Annotated in this window: 17 protein-coding genes; 12 read left to right on the top strand and 5 right to left on the bottom strand. The window is 35.4% G+C overall.

The window, feature by feature from the left end:
- The first annotated feature begins 4 nt into the window (after nt 1-4).
- Nucleotides 5-1255: an O-antigen ligase family protein gene (locus M9897_04570; protein MCO5268152.1), complete on the top strand. Its 1251-nt coding sequence runs from the start codon at nt 5-7 to the stop codon at nt 1253-1255.
- Here M9897_04570 and M9897_04575 read toward each other — a convergent pair.
- The 4 genes from M9897_04575 to corA are packed head-to-tail and all read right to left on the bottom strand — an operon-like array spanning nt 1229 to nt 4579.
- Complete coding sequence (locus M9897_04575) at nt 1229-2185, bottom strand: succinylglutamate desuccinylase/aspartoacylase family protein (protein MCO5268153.1); 957 nt, start codon at nt 2183-2185, stop codon at nt 1229-1231. The genes M9897_04570 and M9897_04575 overlap by 27 nt on opposite strands.
- Entirely contained in the window at nt 2182-3060 is an 879-nt protein-coding gene (rimK, locus tag M9897_04580) for a 30S ribosomal protein S6--L-glutamate ligase (GenBank protein ID MCO5268154.1), read from the bottom strand. The genes M9897_04575 and rimK overlap by 4 nt, the downstream gene beginning before the upstream one ends.
- Nucleotides 3057-3503, bottom strand: a complete 447-nt coding sequence (locus M9897_04585) for a RimK/LysX family protein (GenBank protein ID MCO5268155.1) — start codon at nt 3501-3503, stop codon at nt 3057-3059. Before M9897_04585 ends, rimK begins: the two co-directional genes overlap by 4 nt.
- Nucleotides 3494-4579, bottom strand: a complete 1086-nt coding sequence (gene corA / locus M9897_04590) for a magnesium/cobalt transporter CorA (GenBank protein ID MCO5268156.1) — start codon at nt 4577-4579, stop codon at nt 3494-3496. Before corA ends, M9897_04585 begins: the two co-directional genes overlap by 10 nt.
- A 138-nt stretch (nt 4580-4717) precedes the next feature.
- On the opposite strand from corA, the gene M9897_04595 reads away from it, so the two are divergent.
- Together M9897_04595 and M9897_04600 are read left to right on the top strand one after the other, a co-directional pair.
- The gene (locus M9897_04595; protein ID MCO5268157.1) at nt 4718-9769 is read left to right on the top strand and encodes a gliding motility-associated C-terminal domain-containing protein; all 5052 of its coding nucleotides are present in this window, start codon (nt 4718-4720) and stop codon (nt 9767-9769) included.
- Nucleotides 9770-9834: 65 nt separating this feature from the next.
- A complete protein-coding gene (locus M9897_04600) occupies nt 9835-10407 on the top strand; it encodes a SiaB family protein kinase (protein MCO5268158.1) in 573 nt (190 codons plus the stop codon).
- Here M9897_04600 and M9897_04605 read toward each other — a convergent pair.
- Nucleotides 10397-11641: a competence/damage-inducible protein A gene (locus M9897_04605; protein MCO5268159.1), complete on the bottom strand. Its 1245-nt coding sequence runs from the start codon at nt 11639-11641 to the stop codon at nt 10397-10399. The genes M9897_04600 and M9897_04605 overlap by 11 nt on opposite strands.
- Before the next feature lie 62 nt (nt 11642-11703).
- Here M9897_04605 and M9897_04610 point away from each other — a divergent pair, with 62 nt between their 5' ends.
- From M9897_04610 to murA, 9 genes are all read left to right on the top strand, one after another.
- On the top strand, nt 11704-12450 hold the full coding sequence (locus tag M9897_04610; protein MCO5268160.1) for a DUF4197 domain-containing protein: 747 nt from the start codon (nt 11704-11706) through the stop codon (nt 12448-12450).
- A 1-nt stretch (nt 12451) separates the two neighbouring features.
- Nucleotides 12452-13318, top strand: a complete 867-nt coding sequence (locus M9897_04615; protein ID MCO5268161.1) for a nucleoside phosphorylase — start codon at nt 12452-12454, stop codon at nt 13316-13318.
- Nucleotides 13299-14093, top strand: a complete 795-nt coding sequence (locus M9897_04620; GenBank protein MCO5268162.1) for a hypothetical protein — start codon at nt 13299-13301, stop codon at nt 14091-14093. Before M9897_04615 ends, M9897_04620 begins: the two co-directional genes overlap by 20 nt.
- Before the next feature lie 211 nt (nt 14094-14304).
- Nucleotides 14305-14877 (top strand): RNA polymerase sigma factor, encoded by a 573-nt coding sequence (locus tag M9897_04625; protein ID MCO5268163.1) that lies wholly within the window; start codon nt 14305-14307, stop codon nt 14875-14877.
- A complete protein-coding gene (locus M9897_04630; GenBank protein MCO5268164.1) occupies nt 14867-16153 on the top strand; it encodes a PKD domain-containing protein in 1287 nt (428 codons plus the stop codon). Before M9897_04625 ends, M9897_04630 begins: the two co-directional genes overlap by 11 nt.
- Before the next feature lie 134 nt (nt 16154-16287).
- Complete coding sequence (locus tag M9897_04635; protein MCO5268165.1) at nt 16288-17094, top strand: rhomboid family intramembrane serine protease; 807 nt, start codon at nt 16288-16290, stop codon at nt 17092-17094.
- 104 nt (nt 17095-17198) lie between these two features.
- The gene (trxB, locus tag M9897_04640) at nt 17199-18149 is read left to right on the top strand and encodes a thioredoxin-disulfide reductase (protein MCO5268166.1); all 951 of its coding nucleotides are present in this window, start codon (nt 17199-17201) and stop codon (nt 18147-18149) included.
- A gap of 200 nt (nt 18150-18349) precedes the next feature.
- Nucleotides 18350-18994, top strand: coding sequence for a DUF4290 domain-containing protein (locus tag M9897_04645; protein MCO5268167.1), 645 nt, complete (start codon nt 18350-18352; stop codon nt 18992-18994).
- A gap of 5 nt (nt 18995-18999) precedes the next feature.
- On the top strand, nt 19000-20304 hold the full coding sequence (murA, locus tag M9897_04650; protein ID MCO5268168.1) for a UDP-N-acetylglucosamine 1-carboxyvinyltransferase: 1305 nt from the start codon (nt 19000-19002) through the stop codon (nt 20302-20304).
- The last annotated feature ends 31 nt before the right edge of the window (nt 20305-20335 follow it).

Genomic DNA, 20335 nt, shown 5'->3' on the forward strand with positions numbered 1-20335 from the left:
AAAATTGTCAAAAATAAAATTAGAAATAGAGAAAGAATCGATGTTGATGGCCTATTTATTTGCCTTCTTCATTCCATTCTATCCTAATATATTGGGTGTATTGGTTTTGATGCTTTGGGTAGAACAATGGATTCGAAGAACCCCAATTAAGAAAGTTTATGTTTATAGTCAGTTGTCTTGGAAGAATCCAAATATTTGGCTATTGCTATTTTATGTGATGCATTTGGTTGGCATGATATACACACAGAATATGTCGTTTGCTATCAAAGATATTGGGATGAAAGCTAGTTTTGCTATCCTTCCTATTTTCTTTTTACTTTATCCCATTAGAATTAAATGGAACGTATTTATAAATGCTTTTATAGTTGGAACTTTCCTGTCTATCATAGTGAATTTCTCACATTCTATTTATTTGTATTCAGAATGGAAAGAATTTAATGCTTTTACGGGAACCCATATATCTACTTTCATGCATCGAGGATATTGGTCTGTCTATTTAATGTTGGCATACTACTTTGTATTGCAAAAGATGATTAGCTCTGGAGATAGAAAAACAACTTTTTGGGGTATCCTAGGAGCAGTAGTTATATTGGTGATGAATGTTTTTACAGAATCTAAAATTGGTATGTTACTGTTTATCACAATTAGTGTTTGGATGGGCATACAACTATTCCTTATGATGAAAAATAAACTAATATTAGGAGGAATTATTAGTGTCTTTGTAGTTGGAATATTTGTGATTTCGTTATTTCTTCCAACCACCTTTGAACGAATTACTAAAGCATTTAATGAATCATCTACCTCCATAGAACAAGTAAATAAAGAAAATCCTTCTAGCACTGAATCGCGTATGATGGTGTGGGATTCTTCTATAGAATTGATTAAAGAGAACCCTGTATTTGGTGTAGGAACAGGAGATATCAAAGATGTTTTAATAGAGCGAAATTATGAAAAAGGATATGTGGCAGTAGCAGAGCAAAAATTAAATTGTCATAATCAGTTTTTCAATACACAATTAGCTTTAGGTATGTTTGGAACGCTTTTTCTTTTGATGTCATTTGTAACAAATCTTTTTAAAAAATCATCGGACACCTATTATAGTTGGCGAGTGATGATATGTGTTTTATTATTTCTAGCAATACTTCCTGAATCCATGCTGGAAACTCAAGCAGGAATTATTCCTTTTGCCTTCTTATTAGGTATTTTGAGTCTGATTAGAGAGGAACCTTTAGTCGAGCACAGCAATATTAAATAAGGCATCTCCTTTATTTACGAGAGGCATTTCATTTACGTTGAAAATAAGCGCCTTACTAGGAGATTTGACTAAACGTTCTGATTTACCGTAAGGATCTGAAATTTTAGCTAGTACATCTCCTTTCTTTACTCTCTTTCCATTCTCTATCATTACATATAACATTCCTGAAATACCAGCTCTAATCCATTTTGAATCTTTGACAATGAAACTTTTCTTATCGGTATCCTTTAAATCAAATTTTCGAATACCTAAATGAGTCATCACTCGTTTCGCACCAAGAATTCCTGATTCAACAATATAATCATCAATGCTATGGGATTTCCCTCCTTCAAAAAGGATATAGCCTTTTCCTAGTTTAGTGCATGCACTACGTATAGATTTGGAAATTAAAGAAGAATTTACCATGAGAGGTGCGTTGAAAACTTTACAAAGCTCTACAGATAGTGGATGATTAAAGTCACAACGAGTTTGAGGGTAATTGTATCTTTGAGCTCCGCCTGTATGGAAATCAATAATCACATCTGCCAAAGGGGCAATCTTTTTCATAAAAATATAGGCGAATTGACTAGCAAGTGAACCATTTTTTGAGCCTGGAAAAACTCTATTTAAGTCTTTTTTGTCAGGAAATTCACGTGACATATTAAGGAAACCAAATATATTGAATACTGGGACACATATCACAGTTCCATATTGTGGTTTATTCCAGCCTTTCTTTATGATGCGTCGGATAGTTTCTACACCATTAATTTCGTCTCCATGCACTCCAGCTAGCAATAGAAGTGTTGGTCCTTTTCGAAGAGCATGACTTACAATTACTGGTATTTGAATAGGAGTGTTCGTGTGTAACTTAGCAATCTCTAGGCTAAGTCGTTCTGTTTTTCCAGGTTGTATGATGTTTCCAAGTAAGGAAAAAGGCTGTTGTTCGGTCATTTCTTTACTTTTCGTTCAATATATTTGACAATTTCACCAGCAATATCAACCTGAGTTGCTCCTTCAATACCTTCCAATCCAGGGGATGAATTCACTTCTAGAATTAAAGGGCCTCGATTAGATTGCAGCATGTCCACTCCAGCAATACCTAAATTTAAGGCTTTGGCGGCACGTATGGCAGTTGATTCTTCTTCTGGAGATAATTCAATTATTGTGGAAGTTCCTCCACGGTGTAAATTCGAACGAAACTCTCCTTCCTTACCTTGTCGCTTCATAGCTCCAACTACTTTCCCATCTACTACAAATGCTCGTAAATCTGCCCCTTTAGATTCTTTGATGAATTCTTGAACAATTACACGCGCTTTCAGTCCATTTAAGGCTTCTAATACCGATGTTGCTCCTTTTTTAGAGTCTGCTAGAATAACTCCTAATCCTTGAGTTCCTTCTAGTAACTTAATAACTGTGGGTACACCGCCGACAGCATCTATAATACCTTCTACATTTTTAGAATAGTTGGTGAAAACAGTTTTAGGTAATCCAATTCCTGATTTGGATAATAATTGAAGAGAACGCAATTTGTCACGCGAGTCAGACAAACCATTTGCATTTACAGCGGTAAAAACACCCATCATCTCAAATTGCCGAACTACAGCAGTCCCATAAAAAGTAACTGAAGCGCCAATACGAGGTATAACCGCATCAAAATCTTCTATATAGTGATCTATATAATGAATACGAGGCAATTCTTTTTCAATCACAATATCACATTTTAAGTGGTCAATAACTTCCACTTGATGTCCACGAGTGTGACAAGCCTCTACTAATCTGCGTGTTGAATATAAATTAGTATCTCGACTTAAAATTCCAATTTTCATTCGGATAATTTCTTTTTGAGTTTATATGATAAGTTTGTTTGAGATGTATTAATCAGGAATCCTTTATTTAATAATTTTCTTCCTAATAAGATGGGGAAGCGCATTAGTTTTCTGCTAGTGAGAGTAAATTCAGTATTAAAATTTTGACCAAATAACGTAATATTTCCCTTAACCACAAATCTTTCTTGTAAAATCCCATTGGAGCTACGCACTTTTTTTATTTGATAGTCTTGGAAATGAATTATCTCTCCTGAGTATCCTTTAGTTTTCTTTTCAAGAAAAATAACTTTTAACCCTTCTTCAGTTTTTTCTACTTTGGAGCAGTGTATTGTAGATGTATAAGCGCCAGAATCTATTTTCACTTTAACATTTTGAAGGTTAAAAGAAGGAAAATCGGCTATGTCATTTTTACCAATAATATGCCTTTCTTTTTTTATAGCCATTTTCTGATTTTAAAGAAAATAATCATACCAATGGTTATGATAACCATGGTGATCCATGTGAATAAATACCCGTAATGATAGGAAAGCTCAGGCATATTATGAAAATTCATTCCATATACTCCAACAATAAAAGTAAGGGGTATGAAAATAGTCGATACGATGGTCAGCAATTTCATAATATTATTCATTCGATTTGCTGTATTGCTATTGTATATATCCAATAAGCTATTTGCATTTTCCCTAAATGAATTCAGCATATCTAATATTTGAACAATATTTTCGCTCATATCTTTTGTGAATAATCGAGTTTCTTCATTCACTAAATTTGATTCTAATTTTGAAAATTGATTAGCCGCATCTAATATTGGAAAAATAGTTTGTCTTGTCTGGAAGATTTGTCTTCTCAAAGCAACTAGTTCAACAAAGAAATCCTGAGGATTCATTTCTTCAATACTGTTCTCTAGTTTATCGATTGTTGTATCAAAGAGTTCCACCGTCTTGAAATAATTATCTATGATAACATCCATCAAAGCGTATGCAAGATAGTCTGTTTTTCTAGTGCGAATATATCCTACAGAATCAAAAAGACGAGTCCGTACTTTTGTGAATATATCTGTTTTCCTTTCTTGAAAAGAGATTAGCACATTTTCTAAGAAGAGAATGGATATTTGTTCCTCGCCAATTTCATTCGGAAGAATTTGGATGTTTTTTAAAATAATATGAATATAGTGATTATAAAAATCGAGTTTGGGGCGTTGTTGTACGCTGACAATATCTTCGCCAGAAAGCTTGTGAAGTTTGAAATGAGAAACAATTTCTTCAATAAGATTTATGTTGTGTAAACCTTCAATATTTAACCAGTAGAATTTTTCGGATTGAGTTATTTTGGAAGTTGCTTCATCCACCGAAGTACAAGTATATTCTGCGATATCCGTTTCATTATATTCAATAAGTTGAATGGAAGTGTTTTCAGTTTTCTGATCCCCAGTAAAAAAGAGAATACCTGGAGGCATACCAAGTTTTTGATTATGTTTGGTGAATGTGGAATGTTTTTTTTTCTTGGGGTGTTTTTTCATACTGTCACTTAATTAGTGTGCAAGATATAAATTAGAAACATAAAAATAAAATGAAGATTCTATATTGCATAATATTCCTTAAAAAATTATACTTTTAACAACTGATTTAGGTATTTTATCGTCTTTGCTATTGAATATATGTATAAAATAATTTATTTATTATTAATTGCACTTACGTGTTCTGTTGCATTCTCTCAACGAGGAAAGGATGGGGATTATATATTAACAGGTAATGTTATTGTAAATACATATACTAACTTAACGGCAACAGTAAGTGCAGGATCTTCTTCTATCCAAGTTGCTAATGCCGCTATGACAGGCGCTAACTTTTCAGGTAGTTTGCAAACAGGAGATTTAATCTTGATTTATCAGGTACAAGGCGGTTTAGTTGATGTAAATACATTACCTTATGAGTGGGGATGGGGAACTTATACTTTTCAAGATTCATGGTTTAGCAATGGAAATGTGAATCAATTCACAGAATATGGTGATGTATATAATTATCAGAATGCAGGAGTTTTTGAGTATGCAGAAGTAAAATCTGTTACAGCAAACACAATCACTGTTATTTGCCCTTTAAAACATAGTTTTTATGTTGTAGATAATTCTAAAACACAAGTAATCCGTGTTCCAAGATATAAGAATCTAACTGTTCCGCTAAATGATACAATTAAAGCTAAAAATTGGGATGGAGTATCAGGAGGAGTTATTGCTATTGAGGTTGAAAAAGACTTAAATTTAGCAGGGGCAATTAGCGCTACTAAAAGTGGATTTCGTGGTGGAAATTCAACAGGAAATGGAAATATAGCAAGCTCTGCAGGTTCTGTCACAGACTATGGGAATAGAGGATTTTTAGGATCAACAGATCAATATGAAGGAGCAGAAAAAGGAGAAAGTATTTATGGAAATAAAGCGGATTATGATATAATATATTCCCGTTATTGTTATGGCTCTATCGCAAATGGTGGAGGAGGTGCAAATTACCACAATGCTGGAGGAGGTGGAGGTTCCAATGTAGGGATTGGAACTTTTTATGGATATGGGGTGCCTGATAGAGGTGCTGGAAATGTCTATGATGCTGCGTGGAACTTAGAAGATGTGAATATGAAGACAACTCCGTCATCAGGAGGAGGTCGAGGAGGGTATGCTCACGCTGAAGAAAATAAAAACCCACTAACCGTAGGCCCTCATAATAGTCAATGGGGTGTTGATTTCCGAAGAATTACAGGAGGAGTCGGAGGGCATCCTTTAACCTATGATGTAGAGAGAGCTTTTATAGGTGGAGGAGGAGGTGGTGGCCATCAAAACAATAACTATGGCGGAAAAGGTGGGGCTGGTGGAGGTGCCGTCTTTTTAAGTGCATATGGGAATATACTTGGAAATGGAACTATTGTTACGAATGGACAAAATGGAGGGAATTCAGAAGGGCCAACTCCTGGTTTTTCATCAAAGACTGGTGATGATGGTGCCGGTGGAGCCGGTGGCGCAGGAGCTATTGTGATAAATAATACAAAACCAATTCCTGCATCGATTAAATTAATTGCAAAAGGAGGAAAAGGAGGTATTCAAAATATTCAATTTGGAGGAAGCCCAACTGTTAAAAAACAAGCAGATGGACCTGGTGGTGGAGGCGCCGGAGGAATGATCTCATATACTATGGGAACTCCTACTGAAGATGTGTCAGGAGGTAAGTCAGGAACGACTAACTCACCCTATATGAATAATTTTCCACAGAATGGAGCTACAGACGGTGCTTCGGGACTAAAAACTTTACCTATACAGTCTATAGATTTTGTTGTGGCTGATGATACTATCTGTAGTGGGAACACTACAACACTCGTTGTAACTTTAGGGGGAAATATTTCATATAACCTGAGCAACCTTCAATGGTTTAATAGTTTGACAGATGTTTCACCTTTTGCTACAGGTAACTCTTATACAACTCCCGCTTTGACTGTAAATACAACTTATTACATAGGTGATTGTAGTGTACTTCCTATTCGAATTCCTGTTAGAGTGGTTGTTAGTCCTCCCATTGTTATTGCAGGACTGCCACCAACTATTTCCAATGAAACATGCGCAGGCAGTGATGGTTCTATCACAGGTATTACCGTGAGTGGTGGAACAGCTCCATATACGTATAGTTGGAACGGAACAACTACACCGGGTATTGATTTGACAGGAGCAACTGCAAACACATATACCCTAACAGTAACCGATGCCAATAGTTGTACAGCAACAGCAGGCCCTTTCACGATAGGATCAAGTTCAGGTATTACAATAAACTCTGCTGGAGTAACTATTTCCAATGAAACATGCGCCGGCAGTGATGGTTCTATCACAGGTATTACCGTGAGTGGTGGAACAGCTCCATATACATATAATTGGAACGGAACAACTACACCAGGTATTGATTTGACAGGAGCAACTGCAAACACATATACCCTAACAGTAACCGATGCCAATAGTTGTACAGCAACAGCAGGCCCTTTCACGATAGGATCAAGTTCAGGTATCACTATAAACTCTGCTGGAGTAACTATTTCCAATGAAACATGCGCCGGCAGTGATGGTTCTATCACAGGTATTACCGTGAGTGGTGGAACAGCTCCATATACGTATAATTGGAACGGAACAACTACACCGGGTATTGATTTGACAGGAGCAACTGCAAACACATATACCCTAACAGTAACCGATGCCAATAGTTGTACAGCAACAGCAGGCCCTTTCACGATAGGGTCAAGTTCAGGTATTACAATAAACTCTGCAGGAGTAACTATTTCCAATGAAACATGCGCCGGCAGTGATGGTTCTATCACAGGTATTACCGTGAGTGGTGGAACAGCTCCATATACGTATAGTTGGAACGGAACAACTACACCGGGTATTGATTTGACAGGAGCAACTGCAAACACATATACCCTAACAGTAACCGATGCCAATAGTTGTACAGCAACAGCAGGCCCTTTCACAGTAGGGTCAAGTTCAGGTATTACAATAAACTCTGCAGGAGTAACTATTTCCAATGAAACATGCGCCGGCAGTGATGGTTCTATCACAGGTATTACCGTGAGTGGTGGAACAGCTCCATATACGTATAATTGGAACGGAACAACTACACCGGGTATTGATTTGACAGGAGCAACCGCAAACACATATACCCTAACAGTAACCGATGCCAATAGTTGTACAGCAACAGCAGGCCCTTTCACGATAGGATCAAGTTCAGGTATCACTATAAACTCTGCTGGAGTAACTATTTCCAATGAAACATGCGCCGGCAGTGATGGTTCTATCACAGGTATTACCGTGAGTGGTGGAACAGCTCCATATACGTATAATTGGAACGGAACAACTACACCGGGTATTGATTTGACAGGAGCAACTGCAAACACATATACCCTAACAGTAACCGATGCCAATAGTTGTACAGCAACAGCAGGCCCTTTCACGATAGGATCAAGTTCAGGTATCACTATAAACTCTGCTGGAGTAACTATTTCCAATGAAACATGCGCCGGCAGTGATGGTTCTATCACAGGTATTACCGTGAGTGGTGGAACAGCTCCATATACGTATAATTGGAACGGAACAACTACACCGGGTATTGATTTGACAGGAGCAACTGCAAACACATATACCCTAACAGTAACCGATGCCAATAGTTGTACAGCAACAGCAGGCCCTTTCACGATAGGGTCAAGTTCAGGTATTACAATAAACTCTGCAGGAGTAACTATTTCCAATGAAACATGCGCCGGCAGTGATGGTTCTATCACAGGTATTACCGTGAGTGGTGGAACAGCTCCATATACGTATAGTTGGAACGGAACAACTACACCGGGTATTGATTTGACAGGAGCAACTGCAAACACATATACCCTAACAGTAACCGATGCCAATAGTTGTACAGCAACAGCAGGCCCTTTCACAGTAGGGTCAAGTTCAGGTATTACAATAAACTCTGCAGGAGTAACTATTTCCAATGAAACATGCGCCGGCAGTGATGGTTCTATCACAGGTATTACCGTGAGTGGTGGAACAGCTCCATATACGTATAGTTGGAACGGAACAACTACACCGGGTATTGATTTGACAGGAGCAACTGCAAACACATATACCCTAACAGTAACCGATGCCAATAGTTGTACAGCAACAGCAGGCCCTTTCACGATAGGGTCAAGTTCAGGTATTACAATAAACTCTGCAGGAGTAACTATTTCCAATGAAACATGCGCCGGCAGTGATGGTTCTATCACAGGTATTACCGTGAGTGGTGGAACAGCTCCATATACGTATAGTTGGAACGGAACAACTACACCGGGTATTGATTTGACAGGAGCGACCGCAAACACATATACCCTAACAGTAACCGATGCCAATAGTTGTACAGCAACAGCAGGCCCTTTCACGATAACTAGTGCACCAGGTATAACTCTAAATTTGACAGATATTATTGTGAGTGATGAAACTTGTATGGGGGATGACGGAATGATTAAAGGTATTATCATAAATGGAGGAACAGCTCCATTTACCTATTCTTGGAATGGGAATACAAGTTCAGATGTTAATTTGACGGGAGCTAATGCTGGAACATATACGTTAACAGTAACCGATGCCAATAGTTGTACTGCAACAGCTGGTCCTTTCACTATTAATGGTGTTGTGAGTTCTGATGTTGAAATTATTACAGGTAACCAAGTTATAACTGAAGGTGAGTCTTCAGATTTGGAAGCTACTGTAACACCAGTTGGTTCAACTATTAGTTGGAGTCCAATTGAATTTGTGAGTTGCGATACCTGTTTACTAACAACAGCGACACCTGCTACATCAGGATGGTATGTAGTGACTGCTATTTCGCCTGATGGTTGTATAGACAAAGATTCTGTTTATATTAAAGTAGAAGATATTTGTGGAACTGTTCAAGTTCCTGATATTTTTACGCCAAACGGGGATGGCTTGAATGATTATTTATGTGTTCTTGGTAAATGTATTTCATCTCTTCAGTTTCAAGTATTTGACAGATGGGGAGAAAAAGTATTTGAAAGTACGGATGTAAATTTCTGTTGGGATGGAACTTACAAAGGAGAAAAATTGAATGCAGGTGTGTTTGTATATAAGTTAAAAGGAGTGAGAACTGATGGCACACCAATTTTAAAATCGGGAAATGTTAATTTAATACGGTAATTAGCAACGTTTTCTTTCTTATCTTCGTCTTTTATATAAGAATACTTAACTAACAATGAAAATATATGTCCAATCAAAGGGAAATATTAGCAACAGACAATGATATTTTTGAAAGCTTATATAAAGACTTCTTAAATGCTAATCAAGGTCGTGTGGTGATGTCACATTTTGGTTCATTTTCCCAAGATTTTGTATATAGTTTAACAGAAGGACTAGAACAACTTATGTTGAATAATGGTACGCCTAAGAATATCATAAAGCGTATCTTTTCTATTATGATAGAAGAACTACAGAATGTTCGAGTTCATGGAGAAAAGAATGAACAAGGAAAGCAGATTGGACATGTTATGATAAAAGAGTATAATGGGATATATTCGATTTCTATAGGCAATCTGATAAAAGTAGAGAATCAAAAGCAATTAGCGGATTATATTCAATATTTGAATAGTCTGAATGAATCCGAAATAAAAAATGTGTATTTGGAGATTCTTGAAAATGGCTACATAAAAAATCATGAAGGAGCAGGTTTGGGTTTTGTTACCATTAAAATGAAATCCAAATGCAATGTTCAAACTCAATTTATAGAATACAGTAAAACGCTATCCTATTTTGAAATGAGACTCAGTATTATGGATTAATTCCTAGTATCATTTTACGCAGTAAATTTACAGCATATAGCGTTGTCACCTCAATGTTTCTCTCTCTATTTCCATTTAATTGAAATTTCTTTGTACTAATTCCATTTGGATGTGCTACAGCTACCCAGACAGTTCCAACTGGTTTTTCTATACTACCACCGTCAGGGCCAGCAATTCCTGTGACAGCAATGGTGTAATCGCAGCCGAGTTGTTTCTTTCCACCTAATGCCATTTCCTTTGCAACTTCTTCAGAAACAGCTCCAAATTCATTTAAGGAAGCAAGAGATACATGAGCTAGATTCATTTTCATTTTGTTTGAATAGGTTACAAGACCACCTACAAGATAATCAGAAGCACCAGGAATTTCAACAAAAGAATTAGCTATTCTGCCCCCTGTACAACTTTCGATAGTGCCTATAGTTTGATTCCTCTTTCGTAATAAATTTCCTACTGTTTCGAAGATGCTTTCCTCACAATCACTATATAAGTATTCGGGGATGAGTTTTTTTATGTCATCTATATAAGCTTTTATCTTTATTTTGTCTTTTTCTCCGTTATATGATGTGATTCTCAATTTTACAAGACCTGGGGAAGGAAGATAAGCTAGTTTAAGCTTATCTTGATACAAACGATTTTCCCAATCTTTGATTTTTTCTGCCAAGAATGATTCACCAATGCCTATAGTCATAATGGTTTCATGATATATTTCTGTAGTTAACCCCATAGAACTGAGTTTAGGAATTACTTGGTTTGCTAACAAACCTTCCAATTCATAAGGCACACCAGGTAGAGAAATTACAATTTTTTCCTCTTTAGTAAACCACATTCCTGGTGCTGTTCCTAATTTATTTTCAAGTACGGTAGCTTTTTTTGGTAGCATAGCTTGATGAATGTTTGATGACAACATCTCTTTGCCTTTTTTTGTAAAGAAACTTTCTACATGTTTAAGTACCTCCTTATTTAGTTCTAGTTCCGTTTTGAAATAAGCAGTTAGAGTTTCTTTGGTAATATCGTCTTTTGTAGGACCTAAACCACCCGAAATAATAACTAAATCAAATTCATGCATAAATAAATCGAGAGCATTAACTATAGCTTGCTTATCATCTTGGATAGTTGTGCTTTGTATGACTTTGATACCAATATTAGTGAGTGCTTTTCCAATACGAGCGATATTTGAATTTATAGTTTGTCCAATAAGTAACTCGTCTCCAATTGTTATAATTCCTGCTTTCATAAAAAGAGTTTGTTTTACTAAAAAAATAAAATTATTCGTAAGTTTGGAGAAAATCAAATAAAATGAAAAAACTTATTTACTTATTTATCGCAGGAGGTTTACTTTTTAGTGTTCAATCTTGTGATGTTTTAGAGGAAGCCGCAGGTGCATTAGGAACGAATTCTAGCTCAGGAACAAGTTCTAGCTCATTGACAAATCAAGAAGTTATCTCTGGACTTAAAGAAGCATTGAATGTAGGAATCAAGAATGCAGTGGATGTTACATCAATTACCGATGGTTTCTTTAAGAATAGTGAAATCAAAATACCTTTTCCAGAAAGTGCAAATGCAGTAAAGGAAAAAGCGATTGAATGGGGAATGAGTGGTCAAGTTGATAAAATCGTATTAACTTTAAATAGAGCTGCAGAAGATGCAGCTAAAGAAGCTACCCCAATCTTCTTAAATGCAATTAAGAATATGACTATTCAAGATGGATTTGCCATTTTAAATGGAGGAGACGGAGCTGCAACTAATTTCTTACGTAAGAATACGACGGATGCTTTAGTTACTGCATTCTCTCCAAAAGTTCAGAATTCGATTGAGAAAGTTAAATTAACTGAATATTGGGAGCCCGTTGCTACTAAATACAATCAAGCAATGATGCTTACAGGCGGTAAGAAAGTAGAGGTGGATCTAAATAAATATGTGACAGAAAAAGCTATTAATGGACTTTTTAATATGGTTGAAAAGGAAGAAAATAAAATCCGTAAAGACCCTGTTGCACGAGTTACTGAGATTTTACAAAAAGTGTTTGGTTCAATAGGAAAGTAATATGTCAAGTCTGTTAGCATCCGAATTAGTATTGACACCCCAAGGTGCAGTTTATCATTTAGGGATTAAGCCGGAAGATTTAGCTCATAAGGTAATTGTTGTAGGCGATCAGGACAGAGTAGCTTTGGTGGCTAGCTTCTTTGATGAAATAACTCACAAAAGTCAACATCGTGAATTTGCTTGTCAAACCGGAATTTATAAAGGGAAAAGGATAACTGCACTTTCAACTGGGATTGGAACAGATAATATTGATATTGTTGTCAATGAGTTAGATGCATTGGTTAATATTGATTTACAAACCCGTGAGGAAAAAGCTCAGCAAACCTCTTTAGATATTGTTCGAATAGGAACCTGTGGTATTTTGCATGCTGATATTCCAGTAGGTAGTTTTATTCTTTCGACTCATGCTTTAGGTATTGATAATGTAGGACATTTTTATAAAAGGAATCAATCTGAGGAAGTAAAGAAGCTTGAGCAAGAAATTGAAAAAAGAGTTAAATTACCTCAATTTGTGAAGCCATATTTAACGGAAGCATCTCCAGCATTATACACAAGATTGAATTCCAATAAGGTAGAGAGTGGAATTACTGTTACTAGTTCAGGGTTTTATGGTCCACAGGGTAGAAGATTGCGTATTCCTTTGGTAGAAGAAGGAATGCTAGATTCTTTTAGCGATTTTTCTTTTGAAGCTTATCGTATGACTAATTTAGAGATGGAATGTTCGGCGTTGTTTTCTATTTCTTCAGCACTGGGGCATCAAGCAATTGGCATTTGTTTAGGTATTGCAAATCGTAGAAGAAAAGAATTTATATCTGATTACTCTACGGAAATGAATGAATTAGTAAAGTATGTATTGGATAGAATTTAGAAGATATATTATAATCTTTTTTATAGTCCTTCTTGTTGTTGGATGTGATTCTAATACAAAAGTAAAGGAAGCCGATAAAGTAATTGTAACTATCGGAGGAGAAGAATATATCCGTCGAAAAATTGAAAGTAAGCTCCAAATTAGTTCAGTAGAAAAATACGATATACAGTTGTTTAGTGAATACCTAAATGAAGATACACTAAAGGATGTACTAATACTTGTGAACCGTAAAGATTTTGCTTTCCAGCATGCAAAAGCAAATAAATCAGAAGTATTTTTTGAAAAAACAATCTTCACAGCTCCATATAATTATGTTTTTGTATTAATGGGAGGAGATAAAGAATTAATTTCAACCACACCTATTGGATCGAATGTGAATTATCCTTTGAACATTCACTTTTTAAAATTGACTTCTGAAGCAAAAACAGATTTTTATATAGAATATCGAGTTCGAAATAGTTTATATCGAAATTATTATACTTTAAAAAAAGACCAATTATATTTAACTTTCAATTGTCCAGTATTTGATGAAATCGGGCGAAACCACCCAAAAGTATATGAAATAGAGCATGCTAAAAGCAAGGTGCGCATTGCAAAAGATATTGCGTTATACCAAGGAGAATTGGAAGGATACAACCCAAAATCAATTTCAGATACAAACTACTATACTCCTCAAGGAATACTAAGAACCGATAGTTTGGTGGCTTATTTTATCTTTAATGAGAAAATCATGAAATATGTCACCCCGATGAAACCTATAGAGAAAATCAATTAACAATACCCACTTTCAATTTTTATTCCGATAGCTATCGGCACTCAATTTTCAATTCTCCACTAATCCCATAGCTTATGTATAAGAAATATTTTTACATTTGTTATATACTATATAAAGCAGCTATTTTATTAAAAAAGTAAATTTTTATAAGATGAAATTCAAATCAGGCAACCATCTGATAAATGAAACGTTTTAAAATTGTAAAAGGAAAGTGGAAAACGATCAACTCAAGGAAATAATAAAGCAATGTGCGGAGCAGAATAGAACAGCTCAGGAGCGATTGTTTAAGATGTTCTACGGGAAGATGATGGCGGTTTGTATGAGATACACGAAAGATCGAGACCAAGCGCAAGAAGTTGTCCAAGAGAGTTTTATAAAGATCTTTGATAAGCTGAAGGATTTTGATTTCTCAGGTTCATTTGAGGGCTGGATGAGAAGAATCATGGTGAATGCTTCCATTGATGCATTGCGAAGAAGAAATAGACAACCTCTTCTTACAGATGAAGATTACGTTTTTGATAGTCACACCACAGAACAAGAACATGACTTTGGGGATGATTTAATGAAAATGAAAGCAGAAACTGCCATGCAAGCAATTCAGGAATTATCACCTGCCTATCGCACGGTTTTTAGCCTGTATGTAATTGAGAACTATTCCCATAAAGAAATTGCTGAAATTTTGGGGATTAGTGAAGGAACATCAAAATCTAATTTAGCAAAAGCAAAGATGAATTTGCAAAAAGTATTGATAGAAAAATTTAATAAGATAGAAAATGAGCGATAAAATTGAAAAAGCATTTAGAGAAAAACTTCAAAATTTTGAAGTTCCTTATGATGCATCTGCATGGCAGGCGGTCAATGCGCGCCTTGACGCGAATAGCGGAGCTCTTTCTTCAGGAAAATCATTTGGAAAAATGGCAAAATGGATTTCTGCTGCAGTTGTCGTAGGTGCAATTGTTGCCGGAGTTTATTATCTAAGTGGTAATAATAAATCTATTGTTGTTAATGATAAACAAGAAGTAAATAAGAACACAATTATTGAGAATGAAACTTCAGAGATAAAAAATGATAATACGGCAGTAGCCATAGAAGATACTCAGAAGTTAGCTAGTACTGAAAATGATAACCAACAAGTTGATAAAACAAATGTAGAAGTTGAAAAATCAGAATTAAATAACACTTCTAATGCAACTACTTCTAAAAATACGTCATCTTCTATACCAGTGCTCGAAGGGAATGATTCAGATGATAATCACTCAAAGGATAATGGAGGAGCAGGAACACTTATTCCTACTGAATTCGTTGTTGGACAATTCATAGAATCCACTGTGTGTGAAGGAGCAAATGTAACTATACAAAATCCAGAAGTAAAGAATGGAAAGGTTCGTTTCAAAATGGATAATAAATGGATAATGTTGAATCCAACTGAAAGCTATTCATTTGTTGCTACTTCTTCTACAACCATTGAATTTGTTAACAAAAATGGTGAAGTAATCGGTAAAGAGTACTTAAGTGTAATGGAGCGACCAACTGTTAACTTTAATTATAAAGCAAATATTTTTGATGAAGGACTTCCAGTAACTATGTGCACCGCTGATGGAAACTTTGTGTCATATACTTGGACTTTTGACAAAGATGTTATCTCAGGGAATGGAAATGCAAAATACTATTTCTTTGAGAAAGGTGATTATACAGTTAATTTAAAAGTAAAAGACATGAATGGTTGTGAAAATGAAATGAGCAAAAACATTCATATTAAAGACAACTATAATTTGATGGCTGTAGATGCATTTAGACCTAACGATGCAGATTTGAGAAATACGACATTTATGCCATATTCTCTAACCCAACGTGATGTGAAATTCCAAATGATTATCATAGACCCGACTGATAATGGAATCATCTTTACTTCTTCCAATGCTGAGAATGCTTGGGATGGAATGGATCAACGAACAGGTAAGATGACTCCTGCTAACAAAGAATTTATCTGGAAAGTTCAGATTTATAATCCAGTTAGAAATGAAAGACCTGTTTATACAGGAACTATTATCCATGATTAAATATTAGTTTTAGTTAAATACAACAACATAAAAAGCTTTAAGAAGTTAAAACCTTAAAGCTTTTTTTGTTTTTACACTCAAAGAAACATATTCCTAATTGGATTGTTTGTGCTAAATACTATCTTTAAGGTGAAATGTTAATACCTAAAAAAATATATATTCAGGAAGAGAATAAAGGAAAGTTTATAGAAGCTCTTGTTTATCCGCTTTTATTGATATTCGTACTTTGGATTGTGTTCTTTTTAGACCGTATCTTCTATTTAGATTTATATAGATTTGGGGTTAAGCCATATACAATAGAAGGATTGAAAGGAGTTCTGTTTATGCCTTTTATCCATAGCCAAAAGGATTATTCCCATATCATTAATAATTCAATTCCAACATTCATTTTGATGGCTACGTTAATCTATTTTTACAAGGAAGTAGCTTTGAAAGTGATTTTAAGTATTTGGCTAGGAACAGGGTTTATGTTGTGGTATATTGCTGTGAATACAGGATCTTATCATATTGGAATTTCAGGAATTATATATGGATTATTTGGATTTCTTTTTTTAAGTGGGTTTGTAATTCATTATCGCCCATTGCAAGCCATATCACTGTTTGTAGCATTTGTTTATGGATCTATGATCTGGGGAGTTTTACCAACAAAAGAGGCTATATCGTGGGAGGGGCATTTATCTGGACTAATAATTGGATTTTTCTTGGCAATTGTTTTTCGTAAAAAAGGACCGCAACCGCCTAAATATAAATATGAAATAGAAGCAGAACAAGACGAAGGAGAAGAGGATTTAGAAGCGTATTGGAAAGAGCCATCTCATGAATCTATAGATGATGAAATGACAATATCTAAACAAAAAAAAGAGCCGCCTTTTAGATCTTCATCCCCTGAAATTCAAGTTGAATACCATTTTGTGGAAAAAGACAAGAGAAAGGAAAGTTAAAAAACTAAAAAGATTCTTAATTGTATCAAAAGTAGCATAAAAAGCATTTGATTTTTTTTATTTTTGTTAGCGATCAAGGAAAATTTAAAAATTAAAGAATAAATATGAGTGATATAGAAAAAATCGACTGCCTGATTATAGGCTCTGGACCAGCAGGATATACTGCTGCAATATATGCTGCAAGAGCAGAAATGAAGCCTGTATTGTATCAAGGGATGCAACCTGGAGGACAATTAACCACAACGAATGAAGTCGAGAATTTTCCTGGGTATCCTGAAGGGATTAACGGACCAGAGATGATGATACAATTGCAGAAGCAAGCAGAGCGTTTTGAAACCGATATTCGATCAGGATTTATTGAAAGAGTAGATTTTTCTGGACAAGTGCACAAGTGTTGGGATGAAACAGGAAAAGAAATTCATGCCAAAACAGTAATTATATCCACAGGAGCTTCTGCCCAATATTTAGGATTAGAATCGGAGCAAAAATATCTTAAAATGGGAGGAGGAGTTTCTGCTTGTGCAGTATGTGATGGATTTTTCTATAGAAATCAGGAAACAATTATTGTGGGAGCCGGGGATTCTGCATGTGAAGAAGCTCATTATTTATCCAAGATTTGCTCTAAGGTTACAATGCTGGTTCGCCGTGATGAATTCAGAGCCTCTAAAATTATGGCAGAACGAGTAATGAAAACTCCAAATATTGAAATTTTATTTAATACAGAAACACTGGAAGTGTTAGGGGATGAACATGGAGTAACTGGAGCGCGTGTTATTAACAACAAAACGAAAGAAGAGAAAGACATTCCGTGTACTGGTTTCTTTGTTGCTATTGGACACAAACCTAATACGGATATTTTCAAAGATTATATCGAATTAGATGAAACAGGATATATTAAATACGCTCAACCAGGAACCTCAAAAACAAATGTTCCAGGAGTGTTTGTAGCAGGTGATGCAGCTGATAAAAATTATAGACAAGCGATTACGGCTGCTGGAACTGGATGTATGGCAGCATTGGATGCAGAAAGATATCTAGCTGCTCAAGAAGGATAAAATTTAAACAATAATAAGCTTACATTAAGAAGATTTATTATTTTTACAACAAACATTAGAATTATGGCTAAGAATAACGGAACTTATTTTGACAATACCACCATTGCATTAGGTACAATCTATACGGTATTTTTACTTGGGTTTATCGCAGCAATGCTAATTTGGGGATAATCCTCAAACTTATTTTGAAATAGAAAACAGTGGAAAATTTTTCAATGAATGTACTCTCTTATAATACTGAAAGAGGGCAATTGCTTATACCTGAATATGGAAGGAATATTCAGAATATGATTGATTATGCTACCAAAATCAAATCACGTGAAGAGCGAAATAAAGCGGCTAAAGCGATTATTGATGTGATGGGGCAAATTAATCCTCATTTGAGAGACGTGGAGGATTATAATCATAAATTATGGACTCATTTGTATATTATGAGTGATTTCAAAATTGATGTAGATTCTCCTTATGAAATTCCGGCTCCAGAGAAATTAAAAGAAAAACCAAAGCGATTACATTATCCTAAAAATAGTGGAAAATACGGACATTTTGGGTATTATTCTGAGAAGATTATTCAGGAGGTTACTAAGATGGAAGACCCTGAGGAAAAAGCATATTTTACGCAATTGATGGGAGACCTGCTGAAAAAGGATTATTTAACTTTCCATACCAATAATGTGGAAGATGTTGCGATTGTAGCTCACTTAAGAGAACTGTCTGGGGGGAAATTACATTTAGCACCTGAAGCTCTAACGGCTACTAACACTATTTTAAAACAAAGTGGCATCCAAATTTCTAATAATCCTAAACGACTTAAAAGAAAGAAATCTAAAAAACGTAAGAAGTAATTTTTATGGCATCATTTGAAATTTACGGAGGAAAGAAACTTAAAGGAGAAGTTTATCCACAAGGTGCAAAAAACGAGGCATTACAAGTTTTATGCGCTGTTCTTTTAACCCCTGAAAAGGTTACTATTTCAAATATTCCAGATATCATTGATGTCAATAAATTAATTGAACTTTTACAAGCGATTGGAGTAAAAACCGAAAAGATTGAAAAAGGAACGTATAGCTTTGAAGCAAAGGAGGTAAATTTAGAATACCTTAAAACAGAGGATTTTAGAAAAAGAGCAGGAGGTCTAAGAGGTTCAGTTATGATTATTGGCTCTTTGTTATCCCGATTTGGAATGGCATATATGCCAAAACCTGGAGGCGATAAAATTGGTAGAAGAAGATTAGACACCCATTTTGAAGGCTTAATTAAACTAGGCGCTAAATTCAATTTTGATTCGGTAGATCATTTTTATACAGTTGAAGCTAAGAAATTACAAGGTTTATACATACACATGGATGAGCCGTCTGTAACGGGAACAGCTAATATTGTAATGGCAGCCGTTTTAGCTAAAGGTAAAACTACTTTGTACAATGCAGCATGTGAGCCTTACTTACAGCAATTATGCACTATGCTAAATAGTATGGGAGCTAAAATTAAAGGTGCAGGAAGTAATCTGTTGGAAATTGAAGGAGTAACAGCATTGAAAGGATGCTCTCATAGAATTCTTCCAGATATGATTGAAATTGGTAGTTTCATTGGGCTTGCCGCTATGACTCAATCTGAAATCACTATAAAAAATGTAGGGTATAAACATTTGGGGATTATCCCAGATGTATTTAAACGTCTTGGAATAAAGATGGAATTAAAAGGGGATGATATTTATATTCCTGCACAAGAGCATTATGAGATTGACACCTTTATTGATGGCTCTATTTTGACCATTTCAGATGCCCCTTGGCCAGGATTTACTCCAGACCTACTAAGTATTGTATTGGTTGTTGCAACTCAAGCTAAAGGTAGTGTCCTTATCCATCAAAAAATGTTTGAATCGCGGTTGTTCTTCGTAGATAAGCTAATTGATATGGGAGCACAGATTATTTTATGTGACCCGCATAGAGCCACTGTTATTGGGCTAAATAGAGCTAATAAATTGCGTGGAATTCAGATGACTTCTCCTGATATCCGTGCAGGTGTAGCACTTCTTATAGCCGCATTATCTGCCGAAGGGAAGAGTGTTATCCACAATATTGATCAGATTGATAGAGGATATCAGAATATTGATATCAGATTAAAGAATTTAGGAGCAGATATTCGAAGAGTTTAACCAATTTCTTTGGATTGGTTTTTGTTATGAT

This window comes from Brumimicrobium sp., assembly GCA_023957385.1.
In the GTDB taxonomy this organism is placed as follows: Bacteria; Bacteroidota; Bacteroidia; order Flavobacteriales_D; family Crocinitomicaceae; genus Brumimicrobium.